This window comes from Kribbella yunnanensis (genome assembly GCF_039529655.1).
Lineage (GTDB): Bacteria > Actinomycetota > Actinomycetes > Propionibacteriales > Kribbellaceae > Kribbella > Kribbella yunnanensis.
Map to the genome: position 1 here is coordinate 620,606 of NZ_BAAANF010000002.1, position 19,410 is coordinate 640,015.

The window sequence follows — 19,410 nt, forward strand, 5'->3', positions numbered from 1 at the left end:
TATGAAGTTGGGGTGAATGGTGTCGAGCGGCCCGGTCGTGTTCGCGGTTGGCGCGGGTGAGCAGGCGCCTGGTTTGCGATGCCCCGCAGGAGTGCAGGACCGGCCCTCAGGCCCAGCAGCAAGGCTCATCACCTAACTCATCGCAGCGCCAAGCTCACCTCAGCCTCACCAGGCGTCCTTGGTCAGATCCAGGTTTTGAACCACATTCGGCTGAGCCAGTCGGGGTGGGGGAGGACCTTGTCGGTGAGGATCGGCCAGATGTAGGCGAAGTTCAGGACGACCAGTACGACGAAGGCTCCGACGATCGCGCTGCCGATCAGGCGGCGGGGTGCCGCGGTGCCTTCGAGGGTTTTGGCTGGGCCGAGGATCTTGCCTAGGACGAGGGCTACTGCCATCACGGTGAAGGGGATCATCGTGACGGCGTAGAAGAAGAAGATCGGTCTGTCGTCGTAGGCGAACCAGGGCACCCAGCAGGTGACGAAACCGATCACCGGGATCCCGAATCGCCAGTCGCGCTGGCCTATCCAGAGCACGACCGAGGCGAGTAGTGCGAGAGCGCCGGCCCACCACAGGATCGGCGTACCGACGGCGGAGATCACCGACAGGCAGTTCGAGCCGGCCGGCGGGTTGCAGCCGGGGGAGCCGGGTTTGATGTCGTTGACGGCGTCGAAGCCGATCGGGCGGGCGATGATCGGCCAGCCGGCCGGGTTCGAGGCGTAGGGGTGGGTGGCCTTCTTGATGTAGTCGCCGGTGTGGAAGTCGTAGACCTCCTGGTGGTAGTGAATCAGCGACCGGAAGTCGTCCGGGACCACCTTCATGATCCCGGTCGCCGGGTTCTTGGACGCGTAGTCGTGGTCGTAGGCGTTGTCGTGCAGCAGCCAGCCGGTCCAGGTCGCGGTGTAGGTGATCCCGGCGACCAGGACGATGCTGACGAACGCCGGGATGCCGTCGACCAGCACCGACTTCACGAACGTGAACCGCGACCCGAGCGCCCGGCGAGCCCCGAAGTCCCACGCGAAAACCAAGATGCCGAACGCGGCCAGCACCCAGACCGCCGACCACTTGGTACCGAGCGCGAGCCCGAAACAGACGCCCGCCAGGATCCGCCACGGCCGGATCAGCAGCCAGCGACCGAACTTCCGCGGCGCGAAGTCATCTTGTTTGGCCAGCGAATCCGCGTGCCGGCGGCGGGTCCAGTCCCGGTCGCAGACCAGGCACGAGACCGCCGCAACCAGCCAGAACGCGAGGAACACGTCGAGCAGCGCCACCCGCGACATCACGAAATGCAGCCCGTCGACCGCGAGCAGGAGGCCGGCGACCGCGCCGATCAGCGTCGACCGGGTCATCCGCCGTACTGTCCGAACTACGAGCAGGACAGTCAGCGTGCCGAACAACGCCGGCATGAACCGCCACCCGAAGGGCGTCATACCGAAGAGTTGTTCACCCGCCGCGATCATCCACTTGCCGACCTCGGGGTGCACGGTCAGGCTCGGGGTGCTCTTGAAGACGTCCAGGTTCCCGGCCAGGATCGCCTTGTCGGCGGCCCCCTCGGGCTGGTCGATGAACTGCCGCGCGTACCCGAACTTGAGCAGGCTGTACGCGTCCTTGGCGTAATACGTCTCGTCGAAGACGAACTTCACCGGGTTGCTCAGGTTCCAGAACCGCAGGAACCCCGCCAGCGCGGTGATCACCAGCGTCGCGATCCACCCGCCCTCGAAGTCCCGCGGCATCGCCGGATACAACCGCTCCCGCAGCGACGGCAACCGCCTTCCCAGCACATCCCTGCCCAGCGCCTCGCGCTCCTCGGCAGTATCCCCCCGCCGTGCAGTTCCGTCCTCGATCAAGGCAGTCACGCCCGCCATCGTACGGAGCCCGCAGTACCACCGCCTCCTCCCCTCGAACGAACAGGCTGTGGATAACTGAAAACCGTCGGCCCAAACCTCCTACACTGAGTCACATGAGCACGCCGAAAGAAGACCTGCACGCGCTGGTCGACGAGATTCCGGACGATGCTGCCGCGGAGCTGTTGCCCGACGTCAGCGCGATTGTTCGGCGACGCTTGGAGTTGCGGCGACGGAATGCCGGCGGGCACCGCTCGTGGCCGCCGTCATGGTTCGCCGCCGGTGCCGGGAGCAGCCCGGACGTCGCCGCGCGGAGCGAAGAGATCCTGCGAGACGAGTTCGGTCAGCGTTCGTGATCGTTGTCGACACCGGGCCGCTGGTCGCCGCCGTCCTCCACAACGACCAGGACCACCGGGCATGTGTTGATCTGTTCACCGCTGCACATCTCGGTGGTGAACAGTTGGTCGTTCCGAGTTTCGTCGTCCCCGAGGTCTGCTACATGATCCAGCGGGAGTTGGGCGCCAAGGTTGAGACAGCGTTCGTCAGGTCGCTCGCTGAGGGCGACTTCACCGTCGCCGACTGCGAGCCGATGCTGGATCGAATCGCCGACCTGATGGAGAAGTATTCCGACATGCCACTGGGGCTCGCCGACGCCTCGGTGGTCGCGATCGCGGAGGAGCTCGGCGCTCGTGAGGTTGCGACGCTCGACCGGCGTCACTTCACGGTGGTTCGCCCTCGCCACGTCGATGCGTTAACACTTCTACCGTGACCGGGCGATTGGTGTTGGCGGGGACGCCTATTGGGGACGTTTCGGATGCGTCGCCGCGGTTGGGGCGGGTGTTGGGTACGGCGGATGTGGTGGCGGCGGAGGATACGCGGCGGCTGCGGCGGTTGACGGGGGATCTGGGGATCAGCCTGAGTGGGCGGGTGGTCAGCTACTTCGAGGGGAATGAGCGGGAGCGGACGCCGGAGCTGCTGGAGGCGTTGGTGGCCGGGCAGACCGTGGTTGTGGTGACGGATGCGGGGATGCCGAGTGTGTCGGATCCCGGGTATCGGCTGGTGGCGGCTGCGATTGAGGCGGAGATCGAGGTGACCGCCGTACCGGGGCCGTCGGCGGTGTTGACGGCGCTGGCGTTGAGTGGGTTGCCGGTGGATCGGTTCACGTTTGAGGGGTTCTTGCCGCGGAAGCCGGGGGAGCGGTTGCGGCGACTGACCGAGCTGGCTGACGAGCCCCGGACGATGGTGTTCTTCGAGGCGCCGCACCGGCTGACCCAGTCGCTGGAGGCAATGGCCGAGGCATTCGGCGACGATCGCCGTACGGCGGTCTGTCGCGAGCTGACGAAGACCTATGAAGAGGTCAAACGCGGCCCGGTCGCAGACCTGGTCGCCTGGTCGAAGGACGGCGTACGCGGCGAAATCACGGTCGTCGTCTCCGGCGCCGACCCGAACAAGGTCATGACTCCGGAGGACCTGGCCCGCGAGGTCGCCGTCGACGAAGAAGCCGGCACCCCCCGCAAACAAGCCATCTCCGACGTCGCCAAACGCTTCAACGTCCCCAAACGCACCGTGTACGACGCCGTACTGGCTGCGCGAGACCCCGGTAAATAGCACTCGCTCGCGGCACTACCCTTGAGGTATGTCCGAGAAGGCCTATTACGTCACGACCCCGATCTACTACGTCACGGCGCCGCCGCATATCGGTAGTGCTTACACGACGGTGGCTGGGGATGTTCTGAGTCGTTGGCACGCGCAGCGGGGTGAGCGGAAGTGGTACCTGACGGGTACTGACGAGCACGGCGAGAAGGTGCTGCGCAGCGCCGAGGCGCAGGGGGTGTCGCCGCAGGAGTGGACGGACAAGCTCGTCGAAGAGGCCTGGAAGCCGGCCTGGGTCGACATCGACGTTCAGTACGACGACTTCATCCGGACCACCGAGCCCCGGCACACCGAGCGGGTTCGTGAGTTCGTCCAGAAGTTGTACGACCAGGGCGACGTCTACAAGGGGCAGTACGAAGGCCTGTACTGCGTCGGCTGCGAGGAGTTCAAGCTCCCGGCCGACATCAAGACCGCCGAGGACGGCACCCAGCTGTGCCTGATCCACGGTACCGAGGTGGAGACGCTCTCGGAGACGAACTACTTCTTCAAGCTTTCGGCGTACGCCGATCGGCTGCTCGCGCTGTACGAATCGCAGCCGGACTTCGTGGCCCCGACCAGCGCGCGCAACGAGGTCATCGCGTTCGTCAAGCAGGGCCTGCAGGATCTGTCGATCACCCGCTCGACCTTCGACTGGGGCATCCCGGTCCCGTGGGACGAGAAGCACGTCCTCTATGTCTGGGTCGACGCGCTGCTCAACTACGTCACGGCCGCCGGGTACGGCGCTGACCCGGAGCGCTTCGAGAAGCTCTGGCCGGCGAACGTGCACCTGGTCGGCAAGGACATCCTCCGGTTCCACGCGGTGATCTGGCCGGCGATGCTGATTGCCGCCGGCCTGCCAGTTCCGAAGCAGGTCTTCGCGCACGGCTGGCTGCTGGTCGGCGGTGAGAAGATGAGTAAGTCGAAGCTGACGGCGATCGCCCCGCACGAGATCACCGACCACTTCGGCTCGGACGCCTTCCGGTACTACTTCCTGCGGACGATCCAGTTCGGCTCGGACGGGTCGTTCTCGTGGGAGCACCTGAGCGCGGTCTACACCTCTGAGCTCGCCAACGGCCTGGGGAACCTGGCCAGCCGGATCGCCGCCATGGTCGGCAAGTACTTCGATGGTGCGCTGCCCGAGGCGACTGACCACGGACCGGCCGAGCAGGCGCTGGCCGACAAGCTCGCTCAGACGGTCGCCGCGGCCGAGCAGGCGATCGAGACCCTCGCGTTCCATGACGCGCTGGCCGCGATCAACGACCTGGTCGGCGCGGTCAACGGGTATGTCTCCGAGCAGGAGCCGTGGAAGGTGGCGAAGGACGAGTCTCAGCGGGAGCGCCTCGCCACCATCCTGTACACGTCCGCCGAGGTGCTGCGGGCGGTCGCCGTACTGCACAACCCGACGATGCCGAAGACGTCCGAGAAGCTGTGGACGCTGCTCGGCGCCGAGGCCAAGCTCGGGTCCCTTGCGGACCAGCGTGTGCAGGACGCCGGCACCTGGGGCCAGCTCCCCGCCGGCTCCGTCCTCACCAAGGGCGACCCGCTCTTCCCCCGGCTCGAAGAAGCCTGAGCCGCGGCCGGCGCCACCATCAGTGGATGGTGGCGACCGGCTGCTGGGTGATGTGCCGCTTGCGGGTCGGCATTCCGAGCATCGGGTTGGCGACGCCGACGTACGCGCCCCAGCAGATGATCTCCTTGTACGTCGCCGCGATCCGCCCGCGCAGTGCGGACTGCTTGGTCCGGTCATCCGCGGTGACGAACTGGATCAGCCCCTCCTTGCGTCCCAGGCTGATGCACTGCTGGAAGTAGCGGATCGTGGTGTTCGGCAGCTTCCCGCCGGTCAGCCGCGCGGCGAGCGCATCGGCCGCCTGGTACGCCGTGAATGTCCCCGAAGCGCACGACATCCGCAGCAACTGACCGTCGGAGCCCTTGGCCTGAGCCGCGTCACCGACCGCGTACACGTCCGGGTGCGAGACCGACGCCATCATGTCGTCGACCACGATCTGACCGTTCGGCAGCGTCTCGAGGGACGTCGCCGCCGCAATCGGGTGCACCGCGAACCCGGTGGTCCACACGGTGACGTCCGACGGAATCGCCGTACCGTCCGCAGTCACGATCGCGTCAGCCTCAACCCGCGCGACCTTGGTGTGTTCGTGGACGGTGATGCCGAGGCCCGCGAAGACCTTCCGCAGGTGCGCCTGCCCCTTCGCCGAGACCCAGTCGCCCAGTCCGCCGGCCGCGACCAGCGCGACGTTCAGGTCCGGCCGCGCCTCGGCGATCTCGGTGACACCTTCGATCCCGGTCAGCCCGCCGCCGACCACGGTGACCGTCTGCCCGGCTGCGAGACCGGCCAGCCGCTCCCGCAGTTTCAGCGCACCCGGCCGGCTGGCGATCTGCTCGGCGTACTCGGCCACCCCCGGGATGCCGTGGTCGTTCACGCGGCTGCCCAGTGCGTAGACGAGCGTGTCGTAGCCAAGCTCCTCGCCATCGTCCAGGGCCACGGTCTTGTCGGAGACGTTCACGCCGGTCACCTTGGCGAGCCGCAGGACGATCCCGGTGCCCTTGAACACCTCGTCGAGCGGGCGCGGCTTGAGCTCCCGCCCGGAGGCCAGTTCGTGCATCCGGACCCGCTCGACGAAGTCGGGCTCGGCATTGACGACGGTGATCCGGACGTCGTCGCCGTGCAGCCGCCGAGCCAGCCGGCCAGCCGCGACAGCTCCGGTGTAGCCGGCGCCGAGAACAACGATGCGGTGCTTCATAAGCGTGCTCCTGTCTGCGTGGTTATGCCTCCTGAACCGGATGGCCCACGCATTCCTGACAGAGTTCAGATGTGAAGCAGGTCACACCTCTCTCGCTGTACGGACGGACTGTTAGTACTGGCGCGGTGGGGACGCGGCTCCGCAGGGAGAATCGGCGGGGATGGTGGTTGGGGGGACTAGTAACAGTCCGTCGGTACGGCGGGTGGTGGTTACCAGGCGCGGATTAGGGGGTCGCCGTGGTTGGTGGCGTTCCAGCGGGCGGTGGCGCGCTTGAGTTTGTCGGGGTTGACGGCTGAGTGGATGGCGGTGATGCCTTCGGCGGTGACCTCGAGGTGCATGATGCCGACGACGCGGTTGTCGACCACGATGACGATCGACGGTTCGCCGTTGGCGATGTCGGCGTACGCGTCGGGGCTGCCGCCGATGTAGGAGCGCTTGATCTCGGCGGGTTTGAAGAGGCCGCGGATGAACGTCGCCACGGCCTTCACGCCGACGAAGGCGCTGGCGCGAGCGGGGACCTTGCCGCCGCCGTCGCCGACCGCGATCGCGTCACCGGTCAGCAGTTTCACCAGCGGCTCGGTGCGGCCGCTGGTGGCCGCGGCGAGGAACTCTTCGACGATCCGGCGAGCGGTGGCCTGGTCGACCTCGGTCCGGGCCTTGCCGTCGGCGACGTGCTGTTTGGCGCGGTGGAAGGTCTGCTGGCAGGCGGCTTCGGTGCTGTCGAGGATGGTGGCGATCTCGCGATGCGAGTAGCCGAAAGCCTCTCGCAGGACGTAGACCGCGCGCTCGTTCGGCGTCAGGCGTTCCATCAGGACGAGTACGGCGATCGAGACGGAATCACGCTGTTCGGCGGTCTCGAGCGGGCCGAGCATCGGGTCGCCGGAGAGGAGCGGTTCCGGCAGCCATTGGCCGACGTACGTCTCGCGCCGGGCCCTGGCCGAGGTGAGCTGGTTGAGGCACAGGTTGGTGAGCGCCTTGGTCAGCCACGCCTCGGGGACCTCGATCCGGTCCCGGTCGACGGCCTGCCAGCGCAGGAACACCTCCTGTACGGCGTCCTCCGCCTCGGCGGCCGAACCGAGCATGCGGTAGGCGATGGCGCCCAGGCGCGGCCTGGATGCCTCGAAGCGGTCGACATCGCTGATGGTCAGGGACACCTGGACCACACTAGTGCCGAGTCAGACCCCGGCGGTCGCGTGGTAGAGCGCCGCGGCCTGGGTGCGACTGGTGACGTCGAGTTTGGTCAGGATGTTGGCGACATGGAACTTCACCGTGGACTCGCTGATGTGGAGTTCGTCCGCGATCGAGCGGTTGCGCGAACCCTCGGCGATGCGCTCGAGGACCTCTAGCTCGCGAGTCCCCAGCGCAGCCAGCGGGTCTTCGAGGGGATGCGGTGTCGCGCCGGGTTTGAGAGTGATCCGGGCAGTCAGACCCCAACCGGGTACTGCTTCCAGCTCCAGTTGGCCGTCGCCGAACCGGAGTCGTTCGGACAGCTGACCCAGGACCAGTACGCCGTTCAGCTCGCCCGGACCGTCGTCGCGCACGGTGGCGTGCAGGTCGGTGCCGTTCCACTGCCAGCCGACGCGGATCCGCCGTACGGCGTCCTGGGTGAGCATCGCCAGCACCACCGAGCGAACCGCCACCCGCGCGGAGTGCGCGAGATCGCCCGGGACGAGCTTGTCGTTCCCGGGAGCGTCGAGTTCGAGCTCGACCGTTGTGTGCCGGAGCAGGCCCCGGAGCGAATCCGCGAGCCGGTCGAACGCGCGCGCAGCCGGTTCCTCACCGTGGTACCGCTGATCCTGCCGGGTGTCCGTCCGCAGCTCGGCCAGCGCGTTCAGCGCGAGCTCGACCGCGTTCGTGCGGGCGGCGGCGTCGTCGATCCGCTGGTTCCGCAGTACGCCGAGGAGGGTGGCGAGCGTGGCTGCGTGCGCCTCACCCAGTTCCGCGGCGACCTCGAACCGAGCCCCGGCGACCGCTCTGGACTGCGCTGTCGCGCTGGGCTCGCCATTCAGAGTCAGCCGATACATGTGGATCGTGACGAGGTCCCACAGCGGCTGGATGTACGCGTCCACCTCGGGCACAGCATCGTCGTACCGGCGCAGCAAGAGCAGGATCGAGCCGCGGGGTGCGCGGTCGCTGGCCACGGCCAGGGCGTGGTGCTCCTCGCCGGCGATGGTCAGTACGCCGTGCCACGGGCGGCCCGCGGTCACCGTTCCGAGGAGGCCGGCCAGCTCGGCGCCCGTGATCGCCCGGGCGAGCGACGGTTCGCCGTACGTGTAGACCGGCGTGGTCGCGCACTGACTGGCCAGCTGTGCGATCGCCCGGTGCGGGATGACGCCCGCGAGCGAGGCCGACAGCCGGTGCAGCATCTCTTCCGGCGGCCCGTCGAGGATCTGCGCCGCCACCGTGAGTACGTCGTGCATGTCCTTCAGCGTACGTCGGTTGACGTATCCACCCGAGCCCGTCCTTCGGCCAGTGCACAACTGTCCGTTCGGCCAGTCGGGAATATCCGAAGGTGGTGCAGCATTCAATTGAAGCATCAAGCAAATTCTCTGGAGGCATCAATCATGCAAGCGGTGGTATTCGAGGAGTTCGGCGGTCCCGAGGTACTGACGGTGCGCGACGTACCGGAGCCGCACGCAGGCGCCGGCCAGGTCCGGATCAAGGTCCAGGCGGCCGGTGTGAACCCGATGGACTACAAGGTCCGCCGGGGCTATATGCAGGGGATGTTCGACGTGGCCTTCCCGGCGACGCCGGGTCTCGAGGTCGCCGGTGTGGTCGACGAGGCCGGTGAAGGCGCTGCCTTCGCGGTCGGCGACGAGGTCGTCGGCTGGGCGGCCACCGGCGGGTACGCCGAGTTTGCGATCGCCGGCAACGTGACGCTCAAGCCCGAAGGCGTGAGCTGGGAGCAGGCGGTCGGTCTGCCGGTGGCTGGTGAGACCGCGCAGCGCGTGCTCGACCTGCTCGGCGTGAAGTCCGGCGAGACCATCCTGATCCACGGCGCCGCGGGTGCCGTCGGCTCGATCGCCGTACAGCTTGCCGTTGCCGCCGGCCTCAAGGTCGTCGGTACGGCGTCGGTGCGCAACCACGACTTCCTTCGCACGCTCGGCGCGACGCCGATCGAGTACGGCGACGGTCTGGTCGACCGCGTTCGTGCGGCGGCGCCGCAGGGGATCGATTCGGCGTTCGACACCGCCGGTCTGGGTGGTCTGAAGGAGTCGATCGAGCTCCTCGGCGGTCCCGAGCGCATCGTCACGATCGCCGACTTCAGCGCCGGTGAGCTCGGCATCCACGCCTCGGCCAGTGGCACGGCCACCCCGGAAGAGGTGCGCGCCGGTCTCGACTCGCAGCTCGCTCTGGCTGCGGCAGGCAAGCTCACGGTGCGCGTCGCCGAGACCTTCGCCTTGGCCGACGCCGGCAAGGCCCAGGAGGTCAGCGAGGGCGGTCACGCCCAGGGCAAGCTGGTCGTCCAGCCGTAATTCCGTGGTCTCGCGGCTGACTGTGTCCCTACAGTCAGCCGCATGACCAATGTTCTGTCTGCTGTGGCCTGGCCGTATGCCAACGGCCCCCGGCATATCGGCCATGTCTCCGGGTTCGGCGTGCCCTCCGACGTGTTCAGCCGGTACTCGCGGATGGCCGGTCACGACGTACTGATGGTGTCCGGAACCGACGAGCACGGTACGCCGATCCTGGTCCAGGCCGAGCAGGAAGGCGTGAGCCCGCGCGAGCTCGCGGATCGATACAACCGAGTGATCGTCGAGGACCTGCAGGGACTGGGGTTGTCGTACGACCTGTTCACCCGGACGACCACCCGGAACCACTACGCCGTTGCCCAGGAACTCTTCAAAGTCGTTCACCGTAACGGATATCTCGTCCCGCGGACCACGCAGGGCGCCATCTCGCCGTCCACCGGACGCACCCTGCCGGACCGCTATATCGAGGGCACCTGCCCGATCTGCGGGTACGACGGCGCCCGCGGTGATCAGTGTGACAACTGCGGTAACCAGCTGGACGCGATCGACCTCCGCAATCCGCGCAGCCGGATCAACGGTGAGACCCCGCTGTTCGTCGAGACCGAGCACCTCTTCCTCGACCTGCCCGCACTCGCCGACCAGCTCGGCGGCTGGCTGCAGACTCGATCCGGCTGGCGGCCGAACGTGCTCAAGTTCGCCCTCAACCTGCTGGACGACGTGAAGCCGCGTGCGATGACCCGCGATATCGACTGGGGGATCCCGGTGCCGTTCCCTGGCTGGGACGGGAAGCGGCTGTATGTCTGGTTCGACGCGGTCATCGGGTATCTGTCGGCGAGCATCGAGTGGGCCCGCCGTACCGGGGATCCGGATGCGTGGCGGCGCTGGTGGTGCGATCCCTCGGCCGAGTCGTACTACTTCATGGGCAAGGACAACATCACGTTCCACGCCCAGATCTGGCCGGCCGAGCTGCTCGCCCACAACGCGGCCCCGGGCCCGTACGGCGTACTGAATCTGCCGACCGAGGTGGTCAGCAGCGAGTTCCTCACGCAGGAGGGGCGGAAGTTCTCGTCGTCGCGTTCGGTGGTGATCTACGTCCGCGACGTGCTGGCGCGGTACGGGCCGGACCCGTTGCGCTACTTCCTGTCGGTCGCCGGGCCGGAGACCCAGGACACCGACTTCACCTGGTCCGAGTTCGTCCGCCGTAACAACGACGAGCTGGTCGGCACCTGGGGCAACCTGGTGAATCGGACCGCCTCGATGATCAACCGCAACTTCGGCGCGATCCCGGCTGCGGGGTCATTGACGGCCGCCGACCAGGATTTGATTGCCAAGAGCAACCAAGCTTTCGGCGCGGTCGGCGACCTGCTCCGGCAGCATCGAATCAAGCAGGCACTGGGTACGGCGATGGGTAACGCCGCCGACGCGAATCAGTACCTCTCCCAGCAGGCGCCGTGGAAGGAATCGGACCTGGATCGCCGGGGCACGATTCTGCACGTCGCCGCACAGGTGGTTGCCGACACGAACCGCCTCCTCGCGCCTTTCCTCCCGCACTCGACCCAGCAAGTGCACACCGCACTCGGCGGAACCGGCGACTTCGCGCCGAGCCCCGAGATCCGCGAGGTCGACGACCTGGACGGCGGACCGGCGTACCCGATCATCACCGGCGACTACACCGGCCAGCCCCGCTGGGCCTCGGTCCCGATCGTCCCCGGTACGCCGGTCGCCAAGCCCACCCCGATCTTCGGCAAACTCGGTCCGGAGGTCGTCGAGGAGGAATTGGCGCGTTTGTACAAGCGCGACTGACGGAATCAGTCGTACGGTCGAGGTATGACTGACTATCTGGCACGAGCTGAGATCGACATCGAAGCGACTCCGGAGCAGGTCTGGGCGGTACTGACCGATCCGGAGCAGCTGAAGGAGCTGTGGTTCGGATCGGACGTGGAGACGGACTGGGTGGTCGGTAGCCCGATCACCTGGACCGGCGAGTGGGAAGGCAAGCCGTTCCAGGACAAGGGCGAGATCCTCGAGGTCGCCCCCGGGCGGCTGCTGCGGTTCACCCACTACAGCCCGCTGACCGGGCAGGACGACGTACCGGAGAACTACCACACGCTGACCTGGGAGCTGAGTGCGGCGACACATCTCGCGCTGACCCAGGACAACAACGCGAGTGCCGAGGAAGCCGAGCATGCGACCGGCATGTGGAACCAGCTCCTGGCCAAGGTCAAAGACGCGGCCGAAGGTGTCGCGAAGGACACGTAGTAGTGCGCGGCACGCGCAGCTCTCAGGCGTGAGACAGGCGGGGCCGGGCGCTCGAGGCCGACTACTACGTGTCCTAACCGACATCAGGTTCCGCGGCCGTCAGTAATCTAGGCCGCATGGGTTCAGATGGTGTGGAGGTCGAACGGCCGACGCGGGAGCGCGCGGCGGTCAGTGAGGACGGGCGATCGCGGGATCGGAGCAGGCCGGCGGTGCCGGATCCGTTGCCGATGAGTGTGGTCGACGCGCACTGCCATCTGGACATCGCCGATGGTGAGGACGGGGCCTGGCTGAGTCCGGCCGAGGCGATCAAGCTCGCGGCGTCGGTGGGTGTCACGCGGATCGTGCAGGTCGGTTGCGACCTGCCTGGTTCGGCCTGGGCGGTCGAGGCGGCGACGCAGTACAAGAATCTGATCGCCGGTGTCTCCCTGCACCCGAACGAGGCGCCGAAGCTGAAGGCGGCCGGTGAGCTCGACAGTGCGCTCGCCGAGATCGAGCGGCTCGCGCAGAGTTCACCGAAGGTCCGGGTGATCGGCGAGACCGGTCTCGACTACTTCCGGACCGGCGAGGACGGTCGCGACGCCCAGCACGAATCGTTTGCCGCGCACATCGAAATGGCCAAGCGGCTCGACAAGACCTTGATGATCCACGACCGCGATGCGCACGACGACATCCTGAAGATCCTCGACCGCGAAGGTGTCCCGGATCGCCTTGTCATGCACTGTTTTTCGGGTGATACCGAGTTCGCGCGCGAGTGCGTCAACCGCGGTGCGTTCCTGAGTTTCGCCGGGGTGGTGACCTTCAAGAACGCCAACTCGCTGCGCAACGCGCTCGCCGTGACGCCGCTCGACCGGGTGCTGGTCGAGACCGATGCGCCGTACCTGACGCCGTCTCCGCACCGCGGGCAGCCGAACGCGTCGTACCTGATCCCGCACACGGTCCGGAAGATGGCCGGCACCCTGAACATCTCGGTCGCCGAGTTGTGCGAGGCGCTCAACAAGAACGCCGATCGGGCGTTCGGAGGGACCTGGTAGATGGAGTTCAGTGAGGTGGTCCGGCGGCGCCGGATGGTGCGGAACTACGACGCCGACCGGCCGATCCCCGACGAGATCCGCGAGCGGATCCTGGAGAACGGTCTCCGGGGCCCTTCGGGCGGGTTCACGCAGGGGTGGGCGTTCCTGACGCTGGAGGGTGACGACCGCGAGCGGTACTGGAAGATCGCGGCCGCGAACCCCGATGAGAAGTATGTGGAATGGATCACAGGCCTGCGCCGGGCGCCGCTGCTGATTCTGGCCTTCGCGCACAAGGACGCGTACCTCGATCGGTACACCGAATCCGACAAGGGCTGGACCGACCGCGACGAGGCCCGCTGGACCGCGCCGTACTGGATCGTCGACACCGCGATGGCGTCGCTGCTGATGCTGCAGACAGTGGTCGACGAAGGCTTGGGAGCCTGCTTTTTCGGGCCTCCGGCGGAAACCGTGCCGGCCTTGCTGGCCGAGTTCGGCGTGCCGTCCGGGTTCGACCTGATCGGGCTGATGTCGGTCGGCTACCGGGCACCTGACAAACGTTCGCCATCCCTCAAGAGAGGACGCCGTACGACGGCCGAAGTCGTGCATCGGGGGCAGTGGGGGAATCACGCGGTGTAGTGGGCCCATTACACCTTTTTGCGACTCGCCGACTAGAGGATTGGCGTTAGCGCGACATCTTCGTTACTGTCCCGTGATGTTGGCCGGGATCGGGGAAGATGCCGGACAGCACGCCCCTCGGCGTCGACCGTGGTAGCCGGACCACCAGTCCGGAGATTGTGGCCGGTGCCTGTGCTGTCCCACCTCGTGCCCGGGTAGCCCTACCTGGGAGCATTAGTGCGTAAGTCCATCATCGCGGCTGTCGGCGCGACCGCCGCGTTCGCCGTCATCGGTGGCTCCGTGGCCTACGCCGCGAAGAGCAAGACGGTCACTCTCTCCATCGACGGCCAGGTGCAGAAGGTCCACACCTTCGGTTCCACCGTCTCCGACGCTCTGAAGGCCGAGAAAGTTCAGGTCGGTGACCACGACGTGGTTGCCCCGGCCATGGACTCGAAGCTGCAGGACGGCCAGGAGATCGCGGTGCAGTACGGCCGCCAGCTGACTGTCAACGCCGACGGCGTCAAGAAGGCCTTCTGGACCACGGCCGACACCGTCACCGAGGCACTCGCCGATCTGGGTCTGCGCTACGACAGCTCGGCGTTCTTCTCCACCAGCCGGAGCGCGCCGATCGGGCGCGAAGGACTGGACCTGGTCGTCAAGACCCCGAAGACCGTCTCGATCGTCCGGCAGGGCAAGGCCTCGACCGCGAAGCTGATGGCTTCGACCGTCGGTGAGGCACTGACCGCCGCGAAGATCGCCTGGGACAAGGACGACAAGATCACTCCCGCACCGACCACGGTGCTCAAGTCGGGTGTGAACACGATCGGTTTCGTCAAGGTCGACCTCAAGCGGGTCACCAAGACCGAGTCGATCGCCTATGGCAGCGACAAGACCGAGTCCGCCACGCTGGTCGAAGGCACCAAGAAGGTCACCGCGCCGGGCAAGGCCGGTTCGAAGACCGTCACCTACCTGTACACGTACCTGGACGGCAAGCTCAGCGCCACCAAGGTCGTGACCAGCAAGGTGCTCACCGAGGCCGTCGACGAGAAGGTCACGGTCGGTACCAAGCCGAAGCCCGAGGCTCCGGAGCCGCCGGCCAGCGGTAACACCGGCGCCTGGGACCGGATCGCGCAGTGCGAGTCCGGTGGTAACTGGCAGTCCAACACCGGTAACGGCTACTACGGTGGTCTGCAGTTCAGCAGCGGCACCTGGGCCGCCTACGGTGGCCGGGCGTACGCGCCCAACGCCCACCTGGCGAGCAAGGCCCAGCAGATCGCGATCGCCGAGAAGGTCCGCGCCGCGCGCGGCAGCTACGGCGACTGGCCGGTCTGCGGCAAGAAGGCCTGAGCTGCAACACTGACGAGGTGACCTCGTCTGATTCATCCACCTCCGCCGGACCGAGACTCCTCGGTCCGGCGGAAGTGCGTTCACTGGCCGCCGCGCTCGGCGTCCGCCCGACCAAGCAGCGCGGCCAGAACTTCGTCATCGACCCGAACACTGTCCGCCGGATCGTTCGGGCCGCGGACCTGTCCGCCGACGGCGAGACCGTGCTGGAGGTCGGGCCGGGGCTCGGGTCGCTGACCCTGGCGTTACTTGCCGAAGGCCACCGGGTGACGGCGGTCGAGATCGACCCGGTGCTCGCAACCGCGTTGCCGTCGACCATCGCGACGTACGCGCCCGGTCAAGCCGCTGCCTTCACGGTCGTCGAGGCGGACGCGATGACGGTCACCCCGGACGAGATCGGTTCGCCGACGGCGTGCGTGGCCAACCTGCCGTACAACGTCGCCGTACCGGTCCTGCTGCACCTTCTGCAGGTGTCGCCGTCGCTGCGGCACGGGCTGGTGATGGTCCAGTCCGAGGTCGCCGACCGGCTGGCGGCCGGTCCCGGTTCGCGGACGTACGGCGTACCGTCCGCCAAGGCCGCCTGGTACGCCGACGTGCGGCGCGCCGGTCCGGTCGGGCGGAACGTGTTCTGGCCGGCCCCGAACGTCGACTCCGGACTGGTTGCCTTCTCGCGCCGTGAGCCACCTGTCACCGCAGCGTCGCAGGAAGAGGTGTTCGCGGTGATCGAGGGAGCCTTCTCGCAGCGCCGCAAGACGATCCGCTCCGCGCTGGCCCGCTGGATGCCCGACCGCGCCCAGCTCGACGAGGTGTTCCGGATCACAGGCATCGACCCGGGACTGCGCGGCGAGATGCTCGGAATCGCCGAGTTCGCCGCCCTGGCAGGCGCAGGACAGTCGTTGTCGACTACCTGATGCCCTAGGCTGCCGCCGTGCCACCTTCTGCTGAGGTCACGGTGCGGGCACCGGCCAAGATCAACCTGGGTCTGTCGGTCGGTCCGCCGTTGCCGGACGGCTTCCACCCGGTGGCCACGGTCTACCAGGCCGTGGCGCTGTACGACGACGTGACCGCCGTACTGCGGGAAGACGACCCGGCGATCTCGGTCGAGATCAGCGGCGACTTCGCCGACGAGGTACCGACCGACGACACGAACCTCGCGGTCCGCGCAGCCCGCCTGCTGCAGGCGGAGTACGACGTCGAAGAAGGCGTCGAACTGACCATCCGCAAGACCATCCCGGTCGCCGGCGGAATGGCCGGCGGCTCAACCGACGCCGCGGCAACCCTGGTCGCCTGCAATCGCCTGTGGGGCCTACAGCTGTCGCAGACCGAACTGCAGGGACTCGCGGCCGAGCTGGGCAGCGACGTGCCGTTCTGCCTCGTCGGCCACACCGCCCTCGGCCGCGGCCGCGGCGAACAGGTCACCGAAGTGATGTCCCGCGGCGTCTTCCACTGGGTCTTCGCTATCGCCGACGGCGGCCTCTCCACCCCCGCCGTCTACGCCGAGCTCGACCGCCTCCGCCCCATCCGCCGCGTCGAACCACCCCAGGTCCGCCCCGAGCTCATGTCCGCCCTCCTCTCCGGCCGCCCCGAAGCCCTGGCCATTGCCCTCAGCAACGACCTCCAGGCCGCGGCCCTGTCCCTGCGCCCCGAACTGGGCGAAACCCTCCAGTTCGGCCTCGACCAAGGCGCCCTCGCCGCGATGATCTCCGGCTCCGGCCCCACCTGCCTCTTCCTCGCCGCCGACTCCCGCTCCGCCGTGGACCTAGCCGTAGAACTCGCCGAATCCGGCCTCTGCCGCATGGTCCGCCAAGCCGAAGCCCCCGTCCCCGGCGCCCGAATCCTCCCCGCCTCCGTTGCTCGGTAGTACACTTAGCTAAGTTAGCTAGCTAAGGAGGGGCTGTGGGTGAGCCTGCGCAGTACAACATTCACGAGGCGAAGACACAGCTGTCTCGGATCGTCGAGCGGGTCGAGCACGGCGAAGAAGTGATTCTCAGCCGAGCGGGTCATCCCGTCGCCAAGGTCGTCCCGCTCTCGACGCGCCGTCCTCGGCGCACTGGAGGAGGGTCGCTCGCCGGTCGCATCGACTGGTCCGACGGCTGGGATTCGCCAGAACTCGATGAGCAGATTGCGGACGACTTCGGGATGCCGTCGTGACCGATGCGCCTGGCGTTGCACGCCTTCTGCTGGACACGCATGTGCTGGTCTGGTGGTTGCAGGGCAGTCCTGAATTGTCGGAAGAGCTGAGGGAGCGGATCGACACCGAGCTCGAGGTGTACGTCAGCGCCGCGTCGGTCTGGGAGCTCTCGATCAAGATGGCCTTGGGGACGCTGCCGGCGCCGGACGACCTGCTTGTTTGGGTACAGCGGAGTGGTCTCAGCGAGTTGCCGATCAGTCTGGAGCATGGGGACGTTGCCAGTCGGTTGCCACCGATCCATCGCGACCCGTTCGATCGGGTGCTGATCGCGCAGACATTGGTCGAGCGGCTCACGCTGGTGACCCGCGACGGCCTCATCCAGCAGTACGACGTACCGGTTCTCAGGGCGTAAATTCGGTCGCTCGCCGGGTTCGGGTGGTGTTACGTTGCGGGTGACCTATCGATCGGCGAAGGAGAACGGCATGCGGTGCTCAGTGATCTGCCTGACCAGGACAGTTCACTTCGAAGCATTCGCGAGGACCGTTGAACTCTTTGACGATGGGTATCGTGGCGCATGTCGACGCCGGTAAGACCAGCCTGACCGAGCGGCTCCTGCATGCCGCCGGCATCATCGACCACGTCGGCCGCGTCGACGACGGCAACACCCAGACCGACTCCATGGACCTGGAACGCCGCCGCGGCATCACCATCCGCTCCGCCGTGGTCTCGTTCACCCTGGGCGACCTCCCGGTCAACCTGATCGACACCCCCGGCCACTCCGACTTCATCGCCGAAGTCGAGCGCGCCCTGTCCGTCCTGGACGGTGCCGTGCTGGTGCTGTCCGCAGTCGAGGGCGTCCAAGCCCAAACCCGCCTACTGATGCGAACACTGACCCGCCTGCGCATCCCCACCCTCCTGTTCATCAACAAGATCGACCGCGTAGGCGCGCGCGACACCTCCCTACTAGCCGACATCCACCGCCTACTCACCCCCCACGCCCTACCCATGACCACGGTCGAGAACCTCGGCACCCGCACAGCCACAATCTCCCCACTCTCTGGCTTTGGCGAGTTCCTTGCTGAGCGCAACGACCTTTTCCTGCAGCGTTACCTGGAAGACGATCTGCGTCCTGCGGACTACGCGGACGAGCTCCGCCGCCAGGTCACCGCCGGCCACGCTCACCCGGTGTACTTCGGTTCCGCGATGACCGGGATCGGCGTACCGGAACTCATTTCCGGCATCCGCTCCTGGTTGCCGCGAGCAACTGGTGATCCAGGCAATCCCTTGCAGGCCAAGGTGTTCAAGGTCGAACGCGGTCCCGCCGGCCAGAAGCTCGCCTCCGCGCGCATCTTCGCCGGCACCCTCACCGCGCGCACACCCATCGACGTCCACCCCGCCGACGGAACGCCGTACCAGGTCCGTCCGACCGCGATCGACCGGTACGACGACGGCGGCCGCCGTACCGTGACTTCCGCCGAGGCGGGGCAGATCGTCGCACTGCGCGGTCTCAACGACATCCGGATCGGCGACCAACTCGGCGTACCGGCCGCCGCCACCGGGCAACTCTTCGCCCGCCCCACCCTGGGGACCGTCGTCACCGCCCGCGATCGCGTCAAACTCTTCCAGGCGCTCACCCAGCTGGCAGAACAGGACCCGCTCATCCAGGTCCGCCAAACCGCGGACATCACCGTCCGCCTGTACGGCGAGGTGCAGAAGGAGGTCATCGCGTCGCTCCTGGAGTCGGACTACGGCCTCGACGTGACGTTCAGCCAGGCCAGCCCCATCTACGTTGAGCGTCTCAACGGCACCGGTACCGCCCACCGCGACATCGCCGCCCCCGGGAACCTCTGGGCCGCCGGCCTCGGCTTCCGCGTCTCCCCGAACGACGAAGGCATCCACTACCACCTGGATGTAGAGCTAGGCGGCCTCCCAAGAGCGTTCCACACCGCCATCGAGGAAACAGTCCGCCAAACCGTCCACCAAGGCCTCTACGGCTGGGAAATCCCCAACATCCGCGTAGACCTCACCCACACCGCCTACTTCAGCCCCGTCACCACCGCCGCCGACTTCCGCCGCCTGACCCCACCCTTGCTGCTCCAAGCAATCGCCGCAGCCGGCACCACAGTCCTCGAACCCATCAACCACTTCGACCTGGACATCCCAGCCGACTCCCTCTCCCGAGTCCTCGCCCTCCTAGCCGAAAACCACGGCACTCTCGACTCCACCACCCTCACCCCCACCACCGCCCACCTCACCGGCACCCTCCCCGCCGCCACCACCCACACCTTCGAGTCCCATCTCCCCACCCACACCCACGGCGAAGCCCTCCTCACCACCACCTTCGCCACC

Annotated in this window: 19 protein-coding genes; 15 read left to right on the forward strand and 4 right to left on the reverse strand. The window is 67.3% G+C overall.

What is annotated here, in order from left to right:
• Positions 1–182 precede the first annotated feature (182 nt).
• Positions 183–1,730, reverse strand: coding sequence for a dolichyl-phosphate-mannose--protein mannosyltransferase (locus ABD231_RS04450; protein WP_344145601.1), 1,548 nt, complete (start codon positions 1,728–1,730; stop codon positions 183–185).
• Positions 1,731–1,957: 227 nt separating this feature from the next.
• On the opposite strand from ABD231_RS04450, the gene ABD231_RS04455 reads away from it, so the two are divergent.
• Genes ABD231_RS04455 through metG (ABD231_RS04470) form a run of 4 tightly spaced genes read left to right on the forward strand, consistent with a single transcriptional unit; the run spans position 1,958 to position 5,043 of the window.
• Complete coding sequence (locus ABD231_RS04455; protein WP_344145409.1) at positions 1,958–2,197, forward strand: hypothetical protein; 240 nt, start codon at positions 1,958–1,960, stop codon at positions 2,195–2,197.
• A complete protein-coding gene (locus tag ABD231_RS04460) occupies positions 2,194–2,610 on the forward strand; it encodes a type II toxin-antitoxin system VapC family toxin (protein WP_344145411.1) in 417 nt (138 codons plus the stop codon). The genes ABD231_RS04455 and ABD231_RS04460 overlap by 4 nt, the downstream gene beginning before the upstream one ends.
• Complete coding sequence (rsmI, locus tag ABD231_RS04465; RefSeq protein WP_344145413.1) at positions 2,607–3,449, forward strand: 16S rRNA (cytidine(1402)-2'-O)-methyltransferase; 843 nt, start codon at positions 2,607–2,609, stop codon at positions 3,447–3,449. Before ABD231_RS04460 ends, rsmI begins: the two co-directional genes overlap by 4 nt.
• Positions 3,450–3,477: 28 nt before the next feature.
• Positions 3,478–5,043, forward strand: coding sequence for a methionine--tRNA ligase (gene metG / locus ABD231_RS04470; protein WP_344145415.1), 1,566 nt, complete (start codon positions 3,478–3,480; stop codon positions 5,041–5,043).
• Positions 5,044–5,062: 19 nt separating this feature from the next.
• Here the strand turns inward: metG (ABD231_RS04470) and ABD231_RS04475 are convergent, their stop codons facing one another.
• The 3 genes from ABD231_RS04475 to ABD231_RS04485 all read right to left on the reverse strand — a co-directional run bounded on the left by ABD231_RS04475 (position 5,063) and on the right by ABD231_RS04485 (position 8,652).
• Positions 5,063–6,232 (reverse strand): NAD(P)/FAD-dependent oxidoreductase, encoded by a 1,170-nt coding sequence (locus ABD231_RS04475; RefSeq protein WP_344145417.1) that lies wholly within the window; start codon positions 6,230–6,232, stop codon positions 5,063–5,065.
• A 209-nt stretch (positions 6,233–6,441) separates the two neighbouring features.
• Complete coding sequence (locus ABD231_RS04480; protein ID WP_344145419.1) at positions 6,442–7,386, reverse strand: RNA polymerase sigma-70 factor; 945 nt, start codon at positions 7,384–7,386, stop codon at positions 6,442–6,444.
• Positions 7,387–7,407: 21 nt separating this feature from the next.
• Positions 7,408–8,652, reverse strand: a complete 1,245-nt coding sequence (locus ABD231_RS04485; protein ID WP_344145421.1) for a helix-turn-helix transcriptional regulator — start codon at positions 8,650–8,652, stop codon at positions 7,408–7,410.
• A gap of 144 nt (positions 8,653–8,796) precedes the next feature.
• On the opposite strand from ABD231_RS04485, the gene ABD231_RS04490 reads away from it, so the two are divergent.
• From ABD231_RS04490 to ABD231_RS04540, 11 genes are all read left to right on the forward strand, one after another.
• The gene (locus ABD231_RS04490) at positions 8,797–9,708 is read left to right on the forward strand and encodes an NADP-dependent oxidoreductase (RefSeq protein WP_344145423.1); all 912 of its coding nucleotides are present in this window, start codon (positions 8,797–8,799) and stop codon (positions 9,706–9,708) included.
• Between the two features lie 42 nt (positions 9,709–9,750).
• A complete protein-coding gene (gene metG, locus ABD231_RS04495; protein ID WP_344145425.1) occupies positions 9,751–11,505 on the forward strand; it encodes a methionine--tRNA ligase in 1,755 nt (584 codons plus the stop codon).
• Positions 11,506–11,529: 24 nt separating this feature from the next.
• Entirely contained in the window at positions 11,530–11,961 is a 432-nt protein-coding gene (locus ABD231_RS04500) for an SRPBCC domain-containing protein (protein WP_344145427.1), read from the forward strand.
• 116 nt (positions 11,962–12,077) lie between these two features.
• Positions 12,078–12,992 carry a TatD family hydrolase gene (locus ABD231_RS04505; RefSeq protein ID WP_344145429.1) on the forward strand — a complete coding sequence of 305 codons (915 nt, stop codon included), beginning with the start codon at positions 12,078–12,080 and terminating at the stop codon, positions 12,990–12,992.
• Positions 12,993–13,607, forward strand: coding sequence for a nitroreductase family protein (locus ABD231_RS04510; protein WP_344145430.1), 615 nt, complete (start codon positions 12,993–12,995; stop codon positions 13,605–13,607).
• 216 nt (positions 13,608–13,823) lie between these two features.
• Positions 13,824–14,933 carry a resuscitation-promoting factor gene (locus tag ABD231_RS04515; RefSeq protein WP_344145432.1) on the forward strand — a complete coding sequence of 370 codons (1,110 nt, stop codon included), beginning with the start codon at positions 13,824–13,826 and terminating at the stop codon, positions 14,931–14,933.
• A 17-nt stretch (positions 14,934–14,950) separates the two neighbouring features.
• Positions 14,951–15,841, forward strand: a complete 891-nt coding sequence (gene rsmA, locus ABD231_RS04520) for a 16S rRNA (adenine(1518)-N(6)/adenine(1519)-N(6))-dimethyltransferase RsmA (protein WP_344145434.1) — start codon at positions 14,951–14,953, stop codon at positions 15,839–15,841.
• A gap of 17 nt (positions 15,842–15,858) precedes the next feature.
• On the forward strand, positions 15,859–16,791 hold the full coding sequence (locus ABD231_RS04525; RefSeq protein WP_344145436.1) for a 4-(cytidine 5'-diphospho)-2-C-methyl-D-erythritol kinase: 933 nt from the start codon (positions 15,859–15,861) through the stop codon (positions 16,789–16,791).
• 35 nt (positions 16,792–16,826) lie between these two features.
• Positions 16,827–17,081 carry a type II toxin-antitoxin system Phd/YefM family antitoxin gene (locus ABD231_RS04530; protein ID WP_344145438.1) on the forward strand — a complete coding sequence of 85 codons (255 nt, stop codon included), beginning with the start codon at positions 16,827–16,829 and terminating at the stop codon, positions 17,079–17,081.
• Positions 17,078–17,473, forward strand: a complete 396-nt coding sequence (locus ABD231_RS04535; protein ID WP_344145440.1) for a type II toxin-antitoxin system VapC family toxin — start codon at positions 17,078–17,080, stop codon at positions 17,471–17,473. The genes ABD231_RS04530 and ABD231_RS04535 overlap by 4 nt, the downstream gene beginning before the upstream one ends.
• Positions 17,474–17,619: 146 nt before the next feature.
• On the forward strand, positions 17,620–19,410 hold a 1,791-nt coding region (locus tag ABD231_RS04540; protein WP_344145441.1), incomplete at its 3' end, for a GTP-binding protein.